Source organism: Sphingomonas sp. Mn802worker, assembly GCF_000382485.1.
In the GTDB taxonomy this organism is placed as follows: domain Bacteria; phylum Pseudomonadota; class Alphaproteobacteria; order Sphingomonadales; family Sphingomonadaceae; genus Sphingomonas.
Window position 1 is genome coordinate 60,948 of record NZ_AORY01000005.1, and the last position, 16,072, is coordinate 77,019.

The following is a 16,072-nucleotide window of genomic DNA, read 5'->3' on the forward strand; positions in this document are numbered from 1 at the left end:
CTTGACGAGCAGGCTTCGCTGAAACGCTAAACATCTACCCGTCAAAAAGCTTTCTAGTGAGTACTGCTGACTGCCGAATAAATCCTTGATCCGACGCGACAAGGAACGCGTTTACGCCAAGATCTCGCAACTCCGACACGTCTGGATCGTCTCCGCCGCCGACGTGCGCAATTAACGGAATACGGTGTTGCCGTGCGCTCGCGGTGATCCGCTCCACCACTGCGCGGACTTGCGGGTGGCTAACGTTTGGAGCGCCGAGCCTCGCCGATAGATCACCCCGCCCGATGAAGGCCGCGGTTAGGCCCTCCACCGCGAAGATGTCGTCGAGCACGTCGAGCGCCTCGGGATCCTCGATCATCGCGATGACCGCAGTCAAATTGTCGGCGTTCGCCATGTGCTCGGCAAAGCCGAGCCTGCCGTACTCACCCGCGCGCGGCGAATTGGAGAAGCCGCGTCGACCGCCCTTGAAGCGACTTGCGGCAACGATCCCGCGCAGTCGCTCCGCACTGTAAACGTGAGGCACAAGGACGCCGGCGGCACCGCAGTCCAGCGCGGTCTGTATCTTGTCCTCGGCCGCGGAGGCGACCCGGACGATGCTTGGGATGGCGGCGGCACGCGCGGCGAGCATCAGCCGGTCGATGTCGTCTTCGGCGAACGGCGCGTGTTCGGCGTCGACCACGACGAAGTCGAACCCTGCGGCGCCCAGGATTTCAGTGGCGTGCGACGTCGGTGTCTTCAGAAAGGTGCCGAGCAGCGCCTCCCCGGCCGTCAACCGCGCACGAAAGCGGCGCTGAAGCTCGGCGTGTGGCGATGCGCTCATACTGGCGACGACGGCGCGGGATAGTCGTGCGCGTTCAGCACCCATCCTTGCATGTCGGAGAAATCGCGACGCGGCGGCGAGAAGATGTCGACCAGCAGGTTGCCGGACGGTGCCACCGAAGCCGATGTGTGCACCGCACGCGCCGGGATGATCGCGAGCGACGGCGCCGGGCAGGTCACGTGCTCGTCGTCGCGCCAATCGCGCAGCCGTGCTGTCCACGGCCAGCGCAGGTGATGCACGAAGCTGCCCCCCATCGCGAGCGATCCTTGCTCGAAATCGTCGTGGTGGTGCGGCGACAATTTGTCCGGATCGCGCGGACCGGCAGTCTCGAACACGTTGATCATCAGTGTCGTGCAGCGCCAGATCCTCCCGAAGCGACCTTCTTCCGCTGCAACGTTGAGCGGATAGGACCGGATGCGGAAGCCGCCGACGGGATCGGGCCAGCGTTCGAGCGGCGGTATGTGCGGCGCTGGATCGGCGTAGGTCGCCGCGTTCGAGCAGAGTGCGGCGAGATCGCCAGACGCGCTGCTGAAGATCCGCACCACCTCGCCACCGTCGGGCAAGGTGATGCTGCTGTCACCCGGCGGGATGAAGGCGATATGCTCGCCCGGGACCAGCACCTCCTCGCCGCCGGCGGTCACCACCGCTCTTGGCTGCGACGCCTCGATCAGCAGGGCATATTCGTCGACCTGGCCCGTACGTCGCAGCACCGCGCCCGGCCGTGCAAGCGTGTAGGCGACGATGAAGTTCTGCCCGCGCGTGATCCAAGTCCGACCGCTCGCATCGTCGATCTGCGGTGCGGCCTCACCAAACAGTGCGTAGGAAGAGGCGCCGAAGCCATCGGCGGCGGCTTGCGTCACCCCCGCGCTCGCGGTCGCTAGTCGGGAGCGCGGATCGGCATCGGCGTACATGGTTTGGGTCGGCGTCGTCTGGGTGGACATGGGCACCATCACAGCTTGGGGTTGGTGATAGGGGTGTCGCCCTCAAACCAATGGTCGAAGCGACGATAGGTGCACAGCCAGCGGTCCTGCACGCGGCGATAGCGGTCCGTGGCCATGGAGATGGTGATCGGGGCGTGAGTCGGCAGTACCTTCACGCCGTTCGCCGCATACAGGAAGAGATAGCAGCTGCTCTCCGCGCTATCGTCACCCGTGAACCACGCGCGGAAGTTGGTGAAGCTGTGCACCGCCAAGCGCGGACCCTGCGCCACCCGCCAGTCGTAGAAAGCCTGGATCTTCTCCTTGCCCTCATACGAGGACATCTGACCGTGAAAGACTGCATCGTCGGTGTAATAACCGCCGGCAGCACGACCGCCGTTGGTGTCGATCTCGTGCCAATAGTCGGCGAGTTGCTGCTGCAGCTCGAAGGTGAGTTGAGCAAGGGCGGGATCGTACATCAATCGCTCCACGAATGGTCGGTATCCGTGCTATCCGGCTGCCCGCGCGTCATCTTGACCATGGTGGCACAGATGCTTGCCCCCGGGGTCAGCCGAAATAGAACCGCAGCGCAGTACGCGACATTGCCGCCCTGTCGGCCGGATCGGGCACCCACGAGGCGAATTGTGTGAGCGCGCGGCCGTAGCTCATCCGGCCTTCGTAGCCGACGAACGGCGCGTCGCTGCCCCACAGCAGCCGGTCGGGCCCGGCTTCCCGGACGAGCCGCGCGGCGACATCGCGCGCGATCCGTTCCGCCGGCGCGATATCCTCGTCCCGCCATGCGTCCGGGCCGGCCAGCCGGAACCCGGCCGCCAGCTTTATCCACGTGCGCCCACGCTGCACAGCCTCGAGCGCGGCGGACAGACCATCGCAGCACGCACCCGCTGCCGGTTCGGGATGGGCGAAATGATCGAGCACGACCTTCACGCCCGATGGCTCTAGCATTGCCAGCACCTCACGAATGCGCGCGCCCTCCACCGCGACATGGACGTGCCAGTCGAGATCGCGCACCCGGCGAAGCAGCACGCGATGCGCGTGGTCGGTAAGGTCCGGCAGCACCGGGCGACGCACCCACTGATAACGAACGCCGACGACGCCTTCTTCGCCCATCCGCTTCAAAGAATAAGGATCGACACCGGGATCGACGAGGACGGTGGCCCGAAGGCGCCGATGGTTTCGAACGGCGGCGATCGTGTAATCGTTGTACGTGCCGCTGATGCTGAGCCCGGACAATATCCCGAAGTGGACGCCGTGCCTGTCCAGCTCCGCCAGATAGTCGGTCGGCGTATAGTCGTAATCGGGCGCCGTCCACGCGTCGCCCGTGAGCGGCAGATCGCGGGTGAAGACATGGGCATGGCAGTCCACGATCGGCAGCACGGCGGCCTCATTCATCGGCAAACGGCGCGATCCGGTCGTACGAGCGACGAATATGCTCGCGCATCGCCGCTTCCGCCGCATCGCCGTCGTGCGCGCCAAGCGCGTCGATCAGCGTGTTGTGCTCGTTGATCGCCTCGCTGGTCACCTCGCCGTGCGACCGCAGGCGGAAGATATGCAGGTGTGAATGCAGCCGCGACAATGCATCGCGCAGGATCGGATTGCCGCTGCCGGCGGCCACTAGATCGTGCAGTTCGGAATCCTGATAAGCGAAGCGTTCGCGCGCGTCGCCCGCATCCGCCTTCATCTCGCTCGCCAGTGCGACCACGGTCCGAAGTGCATCATCCCCCATCCGCTCGGCCGCGCAGCGCGCAGCGAACGGCTCGATCAGCAGACGCGCTTCATACAACTGATTGAACTGTTCACGATTGAGCTGCGGGGCGCTGCAATAGCCGACGAAGTGACGCTTCGTGACCAGCCCGATTGCTTCCAGCATGCTCAGCGCCTCGCGGATCGGCGTCTGCGAGACGCCCAGGCGCCGTACCAGGCTGTCAATCGAGATGCGCGTGTCAGGAGCGATGCGCAGCGCCATGATGTCGGCGCGGATCACCTCGAACACTTCTTCCGCATAACCAGGAGACCGCCGCAACTTTTGCGCTGCACTCCCTTCATGGTCCGTACCCGAAATTGTGTCACTCGAACTGGCCGACTGGCGCACCACAGCCTTGTCTCCCAAGCGCGATCCCTCGGCCACGCCGTACGGATATAGATGAACACACAGGCACTTTACAACAATCATGTATCCTATATCGTATAGGAAATAGGGCAGTAGACCTGAAATGATGGAGAGTGCTCAATGCATCGCAATCTTTCAAACGATCACGGCGGCACCCGGGTGCCGCTGCGGTGCTTTCAAGGGCGCGTGGACGCGGAACCAAGCGACCCCGCGGTTTTGATCGGATCGCTGGGCGCGCTGCAGGTTGTTGCACTGACGGCCGGGCCGATGATGCTGGAACACGGCGCCCGTACCCAGCGCGCGGACACACGCGGCTTCTGCTTCCTGCTTCAGCGCTCGGGGAAGGGCGAGCTGCGTCAGCAGGGATGCCGCGAACTGCTGTCGTGCGGCGACATCGCGCTCTACGACCCCGCGAACGCGTGGCAGTACCAGGTCCATGAACGGGGTGAGATCATCCTTCTCCACATACCCGCCGCGCTGTTGGCGGAGAACCTGCCCGACCCTGCCGGGCTCTGCGGACGGCGGCTCGGTTGCAACGAAGGGCTGATCGCGACGGTCGGTGCGATGACGACAACACTGGTGTCGCAGCTGCGCGGCGGATTGGACGAGGTCAGCCGCCAGCGCGCGGCGAACCACCTGCTGGGTATGATCTCCAGCTGCTTTGTCTCCGGCGCGCTGGACGATCGATCGGGATCCGCCATCGTCGCTGGCCGGCTGTGGCGCATCCGCGACTTCATCGAGCAGAACCTGCGCAATCCGGATCTCTCGCCCACGCTCGTCGCCAGCGCGATGCGCGTGTCGCCGCGCTACCTGCGCATGATCTTCGCGACGCAGGACGAATCGATCGCCTCCTACGTGCGCCGCCGTCGGCTTGAGGAATGCGCCAACCAGCTCGCCGATGCACGCTGGCGCGGCCATTCGATCACGGAAATTGCGTTTGGATGGGGGTTCAACAGCGCGCCGCATTTCACCCGCAGCTTCCGCGACTGCTTCGGCCTCTCGCCGCGGCAATATCGTCAGCGTGAACTCACCCCCGTCACGCTCGCTGCTTGAGCGACCAAACTTCGAGGACATAACATGAGCAAAGGTATCTTCCTGGTCACCGGCGGCAGCCGCGGCATCGGCGAGGCAATCGCGCGCGACGCCGCCGCGCAGGGCTATCATGTCCTGCTGACCTACGCCGGGGACGCCGCCGCGGCCGACCGGGTGGTGTCGGCGATCACGTCCGCCGGGGGCGAGGCGACCGCAATCCAGGCGGATACCGGCGACGGCGCACACGTCGCGCGCCTGTTCGCGCAGGTCGACCGGCTCGGCACGCTGGCGGTCATGGTCTATAACGGCGGGATCGTCGGCGCGGTCGGCCCGCTCGTGGACCAGGACGACGCGACGCTCGCCAAGGTCGTCGACGTCAATCTGACCGGCGCGCTGACGTGCAGCCGCGAAGCGGTACGCCGCATGTCGACGCGGCTCGGCGGCGATGGTGGCTCGATCATCCTGATCTCGTCGCGCGCGGCCGGGCTCGGCGCACCCAATCAGCACGTCTGGTACGCCGCGACCAAGGGCGGCATCGACAGCCTCACCCTTGGACTGGGCAAGGAAGTCGCGGCCGAGGGCATACGCGTGAACGGCGTCTCGCCCGGACCGATCGCGACCGACATCCACCTGCCCGGCCATCTCGAACGCATCCGCGACGCGCTGCCTATGAAGCGCGAGGGAACGCCGGCGGAGGTTTCCGCTGTCGTGATGTTCCTCGTGACGGAAGCCGCTTCCTACGTGTCGGGCACCACCATCCAGGTCGCGGGGGCGCGTTGACATGACCGACGCTAATATGGCGACGCGCCCGCGCGGCAAGCTCGACGAAGCCGACCTGCTGGTCACGCAGTGTTTGATCGGGGGTGCATGGACCGCGGGCGAGCGCGCGCGCATCCGCGTCGACGACCCCTTCACGCTCGACATCGTCGCGGAGGTGCCGGACTTGGACGCCGCCGACACGGCGCGCGCGATCGACGCCGCCGGCGCGGCCTTCCCCGCCTGGGCCGCGAGACCGGCGCGCGAGCGTAGTCAGGCGCTGCGCCGCTGGCTCGACCTCATCATCCGGCACAAGGAGGATCTCGCCCGGCTGATCGTGCTTGAGAACGGCAAGGCGCTGGCCGAGGCACGCGGCGAGGTCGACTATGCCGCGGGCTTCGTCGAATTTTATGTCGAGCAGGGTTCGCGCTCATTGGGCGAGATCATCCCGGCGCCGGTCGAGGGTCGCCGACTGCTGGTGGAGCGCGAACCCGTTGGGGTTTGCGCCGCGATCACGCCGTGGAATTTTCCGCTCGCGATGCTGACCCGCAAGGTCGCGCCGGCGCTCGCCGCGGGGTGCACGATCGTCGCCAAGCCGTCCGAGCTGACGCCGCTGACCGCGCTCGCCTATGCCAAGCTCGGCGAGGAGGCAGGATTGCCGGCGGGCGTGTTCAACGTGATCACGGGCGATGCGGCGCCGATCGGCGACACGCTGTGCGCCTCCGCGACCGTCCGCAAATTATCCTTTACCGGGTCGACGCGGATCGGCGCGTTGCTCGCCGCGGCGTGTGCGCCGACGATCAAGCGACTGGGCCTCGAGCTGGGGGGCAACGCGCCGCTGATCGTGTACGACGACGCCGATCTCGAAAAGGCGGTCGACACCGCCATGGTCGCCAAGTTCCGCAACGGCGGACAGAGCTGCATCGCCGCCAACCGCATCTACGTCCAGTCGGGCATACGCGACCGCTTCGTCGCCGCGCTGGCGGCGAAGGTGCAGGCGCTGCGGGCCGGCGACGGGTTCGATCCGGACACCAGTATCGGCCCGCTCATCAACCCGGCTGCCGTTGCAAAGGTGACCGCCCACCGCGACGATGCGCTCGGCCAGGGGGCCCGCGTCGTCGCGCAGGGCTCCGCCCCGGAAGATCACGCCCGCATCGTCGCGCCGACGATGCTCGCTGACGTGCCTACGGACGCGCTGCTGACGCGCGAGGAAACGTTCGGGCCGCTGGCCGCGATCATCGGGTTCGACACGGTTGAACAATCGCTCTCGCTCGCGAACGACACGCCGTTCGGTCTCGCCACCTACCTGTGTTCGGAGGATCTCGCGCTGATCGCCCGCGTGTCGCGCGGATTGGAGGCGGGGATGGTCGGCATCAACACCGGACTGATCTCCACCGCGGTCGCGCCGTTCGGCGGCGTCAAGCTGTCGGGTCTCGGGCGCGAGGGATCGGCGCACGGATTGTCGGAATACCAGAACCTCAAGTACATCTGTCAGGCAGGGCTGTAACCATGCGCAAGAGCAACAAAGTCATCATCACCTGCGCACCGACGGGTTCGATTCACACGCCGTCGATGTCGCCGTACCTGCCGATCACCGCCGACGAGATCGCCACCGCCGCGATCGAAGCGGCCGAAGCGGGCGCCGCGATCCTCCACCTGCACGCTCGCAACCCGGCCGATGGCAGCCCAAGCCCGCGCGCTGAGGACTTCATGGCCTTCCTGCCAAGGATCAGGCAGGCGAGCGACGCCGTGATCAACATCTCAACCGGGGGCAGCTCGACGATGACGCTCGACGCGCGCTTGGAGGGGGCGATCGCGGCGCGCCCGGAAATCGCCTCGCTCAACATGGGGCCGTTGATCTTCGACTTCAGCGCAGCCGCTGGCCGGGTGGAGCGGTGGCAGCACGCGTGGGAGCGCGACTATGTCGAAACTTCGCGCGGCCGCATCATGTACAACAGCAACGACTATATCGAACGCATCATGGTCGATGTCGGCCAGGCATTCGGCACGCGGTTCGAATATGAATGCTACGACATCGGACACCTCTATACGCTCGCGCATTTCGCCGATCGCGGTCTGGTGAAGCCGCCGTTCCTGATCCAAGCCATCTTCGGCATACTGGGCGGGATCGGAGCGGACCCGCGCAATCTCGCGCACATGGTGACGATCGCCGACAGCCTGTTCGGCGACGATTACATTTTCTCCGCCTTCGCCGCCGGGCGCCATCAACTGGCATTCTGCACCCAGAGCGCGCTGATGGGCGGGAACGTGCGGGTTGGCCTCGAAGACAGCCTTTATATCGACAAGGGCGAACTGGCGCGCAGCAACGCAGAGCAAGTGTCGCGCATCCGGATGCTGGTCGAAGGGCTCGGTCGTGAGGTCGCCACCCCTGCCGAGGCGCGCGACATGCTGGGGCTGAAGGGCGGCGACCAGGTCGGCTTCTAGCAATCCGTCCTGCCGCTGCGAACAAGCGCCGCGTCGATCGCCGAGGCATCGTTCCCTTCGTCTTTGTGACAAAAGGGAGTGGGGGCGTTGAGCGAGACACGGCCAATCAGTCTGTGGAATGTCGGCGGCGTGCACTTCGGGCAGGGTGCAGTCGCGCAATGCCCGATCGGGCTCGCCGAACGGGGGTGCACGCGCGCCTTCGTGGTCACCACGCCACATGTCAGCAACCTCGTCGCATCGCTGCTCGCCCAATTGGCGGAACGCGGCATCGCCGCTGAAGTGTGGGATCGCCTGGCGGCCGAGCCGACGCTGACCGAGTTCGACGATGCGCTCCGCACCGCGCGTGCATGCGGCGCGGATTGCGTGATCGGGCTGGGTGGCGGCAGTGTAATGGACGTCGCCAAGCTGGTCGCGGCACTGTTCGACGGCAGGCAGCAGATCGAAGACGTCATCGGCGTCGACCGGCTGGCAGGCCGTACCTTGCCCCTGGTCTGCATCCCCACCACGTCGGGAACCGGCAGCGAGGTGACACCAATCGCGATCCTGGAGGACGAGGCCGACGAGTTGAAGAAGGGCACCGTCAGCCGGCATCTCGTCCCCGATGTCGCCTGCCTCGATCCCGAGCTAACCGTATCGATGCCGCGCGCGGTCACCGCCTCCACCGGGCTCGACGCGATGACGCATTGCATCGAGGCGTTCGCGAACCGCTTCGCGCACCCGATCGTCGACAGCTTCGCGCTGGAGGGCGTGCGCTTGATCGCCGCCAATCTCCAGCGCGCCTGCGACGACGGCGGCGACCTACCCGCGCGCGCGGCGATGCTGCGCGCCAGTTACTACGGCGGGCTCTGCCTGGGCCCCGTCAACACCGCGGCGGTCCACGCACTCGCCTATCCGCTCGGCGGTCGGTTCCACGTGCCGCATGGCATCGCGAACGCTATCCTGCTGCCGCACGTGCTTCGCTTCAACCTCGAAGCCGCGCCTGCCCGCTACGCACAGATCGCCGCGGCGCTGGGGGTCGAGCGTACGGGGAATGACCTTCGCGACGCCGAGACGGGGATCGAGCGAATCGAGGCATTGTCGCGCGCATGCGGCGTGACCGGGGGCATGTCGGCACATGGGATCAGTTCCAACGCGATCCCGCACATGGCTGCCGCGGCGATGACCGTCACGCGATTGCTCGATCGAAACCTTCGCGTCGTGACCGAAGAAGACGCCTTTCGCATCTACGAAGCGGCCTTGTAACGCGTCGCTGCGCAGGGGGCTCGCGACCGGTAGTCGCGAGCCCTCCCTTTTCAGTTCAGATCGCGCATCGAGATCAGGTCGCGGCCCGCCGTCTCGGGAAGCAAAAAGGTCGCGATCAACGCGATCGTCATGCCGGTGATCGCCAGCACGGCCATGGCAGCACTCAGCGCCAGATAAGCGGCGAGCTGCCCGACGCCGAAAATAAACAATGCTCCGCTCGCCCGGCCGAAATTATACGCGAACGCCTGTCCGGTGCCGCGCACCTCGGTAGGGAACAGTTCCGTGAAATACGGGCCGAACGACGCGTAGATACCAAACTGAAAGAAGCCGTAGACGAGCCCGACCGGGATCAGCGCCCACAACGAACTATCGAGCGGCGCAAAGAGATAGAACGACGCCATCACCATGAAGCCGAGCGCGAAGGCGCGGAAGGTGAAACGACGTCCGAAACGATCGCCCAGATAGGCATTAGTGAGGATACCGAAGAAGCCGCCGGCGCTCAGCAGCAACACGCAGACGCCTGCAACCGACGGTGATAGCCCACGCTCCAGCGTCAGGAACGCGGTGGTGTAATTACCGACCGAGTAGGCGCCGCCCTGTGCACCTAGCGATAGCAGCGCGGTGAGCAGCGTGATGCGTAGCAGGCGTGGCCGGAAGATGCTTGCCATCGAATGACGCTCGCCCGTCGCCGCAGCGTGGGCGACCGCTTCGCGGAAGACCTCCGGGTCGTCCGACTCACGCCGCACGAAGAAGATCAGCGCCGCGGGCAGGATCCCGAACCAGAACGCGATACGCCACCCCATGTCCGGCTCGAACAGCGCGGCCACCGGTCCGGCGAGCAAGGCCGCCAGTCCCGATCCGACCGCCGCACCGCTCTGCACGGTGCCGAGCGCCTTGCCGCGGTGCTGCGGCGACACCAGCTCGCCCAGCAACACCGCGCCGACCGCCCATTCGGCGCCGAAGCCCAATCCTTGCAGGACGCGGATCGCCAGCAGCTGGTGAAAATCCTGCGCAAAACCCGACAGGAACGAGAAAAAGGAGAACCACAGGATCGTCAGCTGCAGGATGCGGGCACGGCCATAGCGATCGCACAACCAGCCACCAGTCCAACCGCCGATCGCAGCCGCGAAATAGTTCGCACTGGCGATCAGCCCCGCTTCCTTGACGGTGATGCCGAGACCGAGGACGAGCAGCGGGATCAGATACTGGAACACCAGGCCGTCGGCGGTGTCGAGCGCCCAGCCCGCGCTGGTCGTCCAGAACACGCGCCGCGTGCGACCATCCGATTCCTTGTACCAACCCATCATCGCCACACCTCAGCATCCCGCGAAAAGGCGTGCATGATGCGGGCGACGGGGCCGCAACGCTTGCCCGACACGGCACCGCCATTTGCCACGAGCCGCGCAAGTCCCGCCTGTGTCGGCGGCGTCGTCGGTCGTGCGGGCAGCGAGGTCAAAACTGTCTTCCTTTCCGGACAATCCGACCCGGTCGATAGCCGCTAGGTCGCAGTGGACAAAATGCCATGCCGGTCTTCCGGATCAATGGCGCAAATGGGGAGATCACATGTCGCGCACGACTGCATCGTTCTTGGCCCAGGCATCGTGCCTGAGCGTGGCGCTGGCCTGCTTGAGCACCCCGGCGTCGGCTGGCGCACAGGAAGCGCCGCCCTCGCAGAACGCACCACTTGCCGAGGAACCGGCGGCGCTCCAGTCTCCGCAGGCAGCGCCTCCGGCGGACCAGAACAACACCGCAAGCGACATCGTGGTCACGGGCTCGCGCCTGGGTCGAACGGGCTATAGCGCACCCACGCCGGTGAACGTGATCGGCGATGCACGGCTGAAGAATCTGGCCATTCCGAATGTCGCGGACGCGCTGAACCAGATACCGTCGTTCCGCCCGATCGCCTCGCCGGCAGCGAACTCGTTCCGGGTGTCGGGGAACATCGGAGCCAGAACGCTCGATCTGCGCGGGCTAGGTCCGACACGCACGCTGACCCTTGTCGACGGGCGCCGCTTCGTCGCCAGTAGCGACAACGGGACGGTCGACCTGAACAGCATCCCGTCCATCCTCGTGCAACGGACCGAAGTGGTCACCGGCGGTGCCTCCGCCGCTTACGGCGCCAACGCGGTCGCCGGCGTCGTCAACCTGATCCTCGACGACAAGCTGCAGGGGATCAAGGCAGAGGCAAATGCCGGTGTCAGTCAACGCGGCGACGGGCGAAACTATTATCTCGCGGCGGCCGGGGGCACCGACTTCGCCGATGGCCGCGGGCACATCATCCTGGGTGGCGAGTGGTCGAAGGAAGGCGGCGTTGGCACGTGCGAGACGCGCGCATGGTGTAATAAATACACCAACTACATCGCCAACCCCGGGTACAACACCGCGACACGGACGAGCACCAACGGCCTGCCAGCCAACCTGGTGCTCGATAACGTCATGTTCGTGCAGAACGAGAACGGCATCCTTTCCGGCGCGATCAAGCCGAACGGTGCCGGCGGGACGATCACGCTTGGCCAGCAGGTGCTCAATGTCGGCGCGACCGCGTTGCCTGCGGCGCTGCGCGGCAAGCAGTTCGACGAGGCGGGCAACCTGATCCCCTACACCTTTGGGAATTATCTGAGCGGGTTGTTTCAGCAGCTGCGCGATCCGACGCAGCCGTACCTTCTCGGCTTTAGCCCGACCCCGCTGGTAGTGCCAACCGAGCACTTCTCAGCCATGGCGCGGGTGAATTACGACGTGTCGGATGCGATCACCTTCACCGGTGAGTTCATGTATTCTCGCGTTATCGGCGGTCCGACCGCGACGACGCCGGTGCAGGATTCACCCGCAACGATCGACATCAACAATCCTTATCTGTCGGCCGCGACCCGCGCGACCGTACTCGCCGCTGATCCCACGATTACGAAGCTGCTGGTCAACTCGTCGAGCTTCGCGATCGGCCCGGTTGCGCTCGCGACCAGCCGTCTGAACAGCTACCGCGGCGCGCTCGGGCTCAAGGGCTCGTTCAGCGGCGGCTGGGATTGGGATGTCTACTACACCTACGGCCGCGTCACGTCCGACGTACGCGACGAGAAGTCGCGATTGAAGGAGTGGAACGACGGGATCGACGCGGTGCGGGTCACCGCGGCGAACGTCGGCACATCGGGCCTGGCGCTCGGCAGCATCGTGTGCCGCACCACCCTATCCGCACCGACAAACGGCTGCATCCCGATCAACCTCTTCGGGTACGGTCAGGTCAGCCAGGCTGCGATCGACCGTTACCTTGTGACCGAGACGCAGACGCGGACCTATGAACAACAGGCGGCGGCAGTGAACCTGCGCGGATCGCCATTCAGCACCTGGGCAGGCGACGTGAAGGTCGCGGTTGGGGGCGAGTGGCGCCGCGACACCGCACAAGGCAGCGCCGACGCCAATACGCTGGCCGGCAACTATATCCAGGCCGGCACCACTGCCCTGCCATTCACAAAAACGAGCGTGGTCGAAGGCTACCTCGAAGCCGGTGTGCCGCTGCTGCGCGACAGTCGGCTCGGCAAGGCGCTCGACATCGACGGCGCAGCGCGCTTCACCCACTACGACCCGTTTGGTGATGCCACCACCTGGAAAGGCGGCGTCGTCTACAAGCCGGTGCAGGACCTGACATTCCGCGTCACGCGCTCGCGCGACATCCGCGCGCCGACCGCACAGGAAGCGAGCCCGAACGCTACCACGGTCACGATCCCGCTCGCCGATCCGTTTATCGGGCAAACGACCCTGCAAACGATCGTCACCGGCGGCAACCCGAACCTGCGGCTGGAGCGCGGCGACACCTTCACTGCCGGCATCGTTCTGCAGCCCAGCTTCGTTCCACGCTTCAACCTGTCGCTGGATTATTACGACATCAAGGTGAAGGGTGCGATCGACTCGCTGTCGGGACCCGTCATCGCCAGCGCGTGCAAGCAGCAGCAACAGCTCTGCAACCTGATCACCTTCAACCCAAATGGATCGATCAACACCGTTCTCTCCAACTTTCAGAACCTTAGCCAGCTTCACGCCGAAGGTCTGGAATTGGTCGCGGATTATCGCATTCCCACCCGCGTCGGCGCGGTCGACGTGCAGCTGAACGGAAACTACGTCATCGATCTGTCTACGCTGGGAGCCACCGGGCTGCGCACGCAGATCGACGACGTGACCGGCAATTTCGGGTCGATCACCAACATCCAGGGCGTTCCGCGCTGGCGCGCCGATGCCGTCGTCACCTATTCGGAGCCCAGCTGGGCATTGACGCTCCACGGGCGCTATATTCCGCGTGCGAAGCTCGACTCTACCAAGATCGGGCCAGAGGACGACGGCTACGACGTGAATTTGCCTAACAGCATCAGCACCAATCGCGTCGACGGTCGGTTCTACCTGGATGCAACGGGGCGCATCAAGATCCCGACGTCAGATGGGAAAGACCGGTTCGAACTGTTCATCGCGGTCAACAACATCTTCGACAAGGGAGAGCCTGATCAGCTCCGTATCTTCGGCAACGCGCTGTATTTCGACCCCGTCGGCCGTAATTTCCGGGTTGGCGCACGAACGCGCTTCTGATCAATCGAGGTCTCGCTGACCACTCGACAAACTGGGTTAACGACACGTTAGAAAGTGGAAGAGGATAGATATGGCGACCGCTGCGCGAATGCCTCTATATGACGCTCACGCCCATCTCGTCTCCGCGGACCTAGTGCGCTACCCACGCAACAAGCCGTTCGTGGAGGGCGCCACAGAGGCGGCCGTGTTCGGACCTGGAACTGTCGGCCGGCCAGGCGGACAGCATGGTCCCGAACCCGTCAACGAAAAGCCGAGCGCGGAGGCTATGCGCAGATGGATGCTCGAACAGGGTGTCGAAGGCATCGCCGCCGTTCAGAAAGGCATGATTTACGGTACTGATAACAGCTACATCGTCGATGCCGCAGAGGCTCACCCCGATAAAATGCGGGCGATCATCATCGTCGATCCGCAGGCCAATGAGACGCCTGACATGGTGCGCGATTACGCGCGTCGCGGGGTGATCGGCATTCGTTTCTTCGGCGTGGGCGTCGAGAACAAAGCGGTATGGCTAAGTTCGGATGCGGCGCTTCGCGCTTGGTCTGTCGCGGACGAGCTTGGATTGCTGGTCGACATCGAGGCACCCGCGGCGGGAAGCGACATTCTTATACCGGTCGTTGAACGGATGGCAGATCGGTATCCGACATTGCGCATCGCGCTCGATCACGTGTTTCTTCCCAACGTAAACGCGCCCCACTTCGGGATCGATGATCGGTATGCGGGCTTCGCTCGCCGGCCGAACATCTCTGTCAAATTTACGTCGCTCAACATGGATGTCATCCGCGAAAAAGGCATTTCACCGGAACACGTTTTGCGAAGAACAGTCGATTTCTACGGAGCTGACAAGGTGATGTGGGGATCAGACATCGGAACGTCTTCAGGTACCTATGCCGAGATGATCGATCGCGCCTTCGCCGCAACGCGGCTTCTTACCGAAGACGAGCAGCGCGCAGTCCTTCATGATACCGGTCATCAGCTCATGACCGGCTGGCGAAGTTGACCCACCTCCGGCCATTCACCGCAGCCCGAGCGCTTACCAATTTCAGTCATTCGTTAAGCTGGCTAGCAGGTCAGCCGTATTCGTAACGCCGGCCATGCGATAGTGGGTTACCGTGCACCGGACGCTCGACAACCTACTCACGACCATTGACGTCGACCCGCAAGCGTTCTCGGTATGCCGCATCGAGACGGGATGGAGGATGAACTTTCCTGCGTTCGATAAGGCGACCATCCATTTCGTGCTTCGTGGAACCGGGCATTTCCAGGTCGGCGCGTCCCCACCCTTTCCCTTCCTGCCGCAAAGCGTTTTGATCATTCCTGCCTCGGAGAGGCATTGGGTGGGCGATGGCGGTGGCCAAGCCAAGGTTCGTGACGCTGCCGATTGTTGCGCTCTGATCGGCGATGGCTTGGTGGAGTTTACTGCCGGCAGCGGCGCTGATGACACGCTGATGCTGTGCGGTGCCCTGACAGCGCCGTATCAGGGCGGCCTGAGCTTCTTCGACCTGCTGCGCGTGCCGACGGCCGGTGAAACGGTGTCGAATGCCATTCCGGCGAGCGTGTTCGAGGCGATGGCGGACGAGATCGTCCGGGCCGGGTTCGGCACTCAAGCGATGTGTCAGGCCCTGATGAAGCAAGGTCTGGTCGCGTTGCTGCGTGATCGAGAGACGCGGCAAAAGGAGCCAGGGGGAGCGATGTTCCACCCGCGCCTAGCCAAGGCGGTCGCCGCCGTCGTCGCGGATCCGGCGGCGACACATACGGTCGGCAGCCTCGCGTCGCTTTCCGGCATGAGCCGCGCCTCATTCTCGGAACATTTCTCCAAGGCGTTCGGGCAAAGCCCGATCGAGTTCGTGCAGAAAACGAGGCTGCGTATAGCGGCGCGACTGCTGCGAACGACCGATCTACCGATCAAGGTTATCGCGAACACCGCGGGGTATGCCGGGCCGCGGCCATTCGCGCGAGCCTTCCAGGCTACCTACGAGCGGGGGCCGGCAGGCTACCGGGCGCTCCAGAAGACAATAACGTCGAAGGTCGAACCCGCTAAAACGTCGAAGGTCGAAGACGCTAAAGATCAGCCCGCAGTCTCCGATCGTCCAGATCTTTAGCATCGATCGTCCAAACCGCCATTGCGCGTGGACCCGATGCGACAGAGGCAGGTTATCAATTTCG

The 16,072-nt window shown here is 64.8% G+C and carries 14 protein-coding genes; 8 read left to right on the forward strand and 6 right to left on the reverse strand.

Annotated features, from left to right (window positions below; translation table 11 throughout):
• Positions 1-34: 34 nt before the first annotated feature.
• The 5 genes from SMN802W_RS0107200 to SMN802W_RS0107220 all read right to left on the reverse strand — a co-directional run bounded on the left by SMN802W_RS0107200 (position 35) and on the right by SMN802W_RS0107220 (position 3,748).
• The gene (locus SMN802W_RS0107200; protein ID WP_019516230.1) at positions 35-820 is read right to left on the reverse strand and encodes an HpcH/HpaI aldolase family protein; all 786 of its coding nucleotides are present in this window, start codon (positions 818-820) and stop codon (positions 35-37) included.
• Positions 817-1,761, reverse strand: coding sequence for a hypothetical protein (locus tag SMN802W_RS0107205; RefSeq protein ID WP_238560132.1), 945 nt, complete (start codon positions 1,759-1,761; stop codon positions 817-819). The genes SMN802W_RS0107200 and SMN802W_RS0107205 overlap by 4 nt, the downstream gene beginning before the upstream one ends.
• Positions 1,762-1,769: 8 nt before the next feature.
• A complete protein-coding gene (locus tag SMN802W_RS0107210) occupies positions 1,770-2,216 on the reverse strand; it encodes a nuclear transport factor 2 family protein (RefSeq protein ID WP_019516232.1) in 447 nt (148 codons plus the stop codon).
• 88 nt (positions 2,217-2,304) lie between these two features.
• Entirely contained in the window at positions 2,305-3,231 is a 927-nt protein-coding gene (locus SMN802W_RS0107215; RefSeq protein ID WP_238560133.1) for an amidohydrolase family protein, read from the reverse strand.
• Positions 3,140-3,748 carry a GntR family transcriptional regulator gene (locus SMN802W_RS0107220; protein ID WP_019516234.1) on the reverse strand — a complete coding sequence of 203 codons (609 nt, stop codon included), beginning with the start codon at positions 3,746-3,748 and terminating at the stop codon, positions 3,140-3,142. Before SMN802W_RS0107220 ends, SMN802W_RS0107215 begins: the two co-directional genes overlap by 92 nt.
• 303 nt (positions 3,749-4,051) lie before the next feature.
• Between SMN802W_RS0107220 and SMN802W_RS0107225 the strand changes: the two genes are divergently transcribed.
• The 5 genes from SMN802W_RS0107225 (at position 4,052) to SMN802W_RS0107245 (ending at position 9,340) form a co-directional block, all read left to right on the forward strand.
• Positions 4,052-4,918, forward strand: coding sequence for a helix-turn-helix domain-containing protein (locus SMN802W_RS0107225; RefSeq protein WP_162140005.1), 867 nt, complete (start codon positions 4,052-4,054; stop codon positions 4,916-4,918).
• Between the two features lie 24 nt (positions 4,919-4,942).
• Positions 4,943-5,677, forward strand: coding sequence for an SDR family oxidoreductase (locus tag SMN802W_RS0107230; protein WP_019516236.1), 735 nt, complete (start codon positions 4,943-4,945; stop codon positions 5,675-5,677).
• A gap of 1 nt (position 5,678) precedes the next feature.
• Positions 5,679-7,160 (forward strand): NAD-dependent succinate-semialdehyde dehydrogenase, encoded by a 1,482-nt coding sequence (locus SMN802W_RS0107235; protein ID WP_238560134.1) that lies wholly within the window; start codon positions 5,679-5,681, stop codon positions 7,158-7,160.
• Positions 7,161-7,162: 2 nt separating this feature from the next.
• The gene (locus tag SMN802W_RS0107240) at positions 7,163-8,098 is read left to right on the forward strand and encodes a 3-keto-5-aminohexanoate cleavage protein (RefSeq protein ID WP_019516238.1); all 936 of its coding nucleotides are present in this window, start codon (positions 7,163-7,165) and stop codon (positions 8,096-8,098) included.
• A 78-nt stretch (positions 8,099-8,176) separates the two neighbouring features.
• Positions 8,177-9,340, forward strand: coding sequence for an iron-containing alcohol dehydrogenase (locus tag SMN802W_RS0107245; protein ID WP_238560135.1), 1,164 nt, complete (start codon positions 8,177-8,179; stop codon positions 9,338-9,340).
• 50 nt (positions 9,341-9,390) lie between these two features.
• Here SMN802W_RS0107245 and SMN802W_RS0107250 read toward each other — a convergent pair whose 3' ends face one another.
• A complete protein-coding gene (locus SMN802W_RS0107250) occupies positions 9,391-10,644 on the reverse strand; it encodes an MFS transporter (protein ID WP_238560136.1) in 1,254 nt (417 codons plus the stop codon).
• Positions 10,645-10,966: 322 nt separating this feature from the next.
• On the opposite strand from SMN802W_RS0107250, the gene SMN802W_RS0107255 reads away from it, so the two are divergent.
• From SMN802W_RS0107255 to SMN802W_RS0107265, 3 genes are all read left to right on the forward strand, one after another.
• A complete protein-coding gene (locus SMN802W_RS0107255) occupies positions 10,967-13,909 on the forward strand; it encodes a TonB-dependent receptor domain-containing protein (protein WP_238560137.1) in 2,943 nt (980 codons plus the stop codon).
• 70 nt (positions 13,910-13,979) lie between these two features.
• Complete coding sequence (locus SMN802W_RS0107260) at positions 13,980-14,906, forward strand: amidohydrolase family protein (protein ID WP_026325864.1); 927 nt, start codon at positions 13,980-13,982, stop codon at positions 14,904-14,906.
• A gap of 112 nt (positions 14,907-15,018) precedes the next feature.
• On the forward strand, positions 15,019-16,008 hold the full coding sequence (locus tag SMN802W_RS0107265; protein ID WP_019516243.1) for an AraC family transcriptional regulator: 990 nt from the start codon (positions 15,019-15,021) through the stop codon (positions 16,006-16,008).
• The last annotated feature ends 64 nt before the right edge of the window (positions 16,009-16,072 follow it).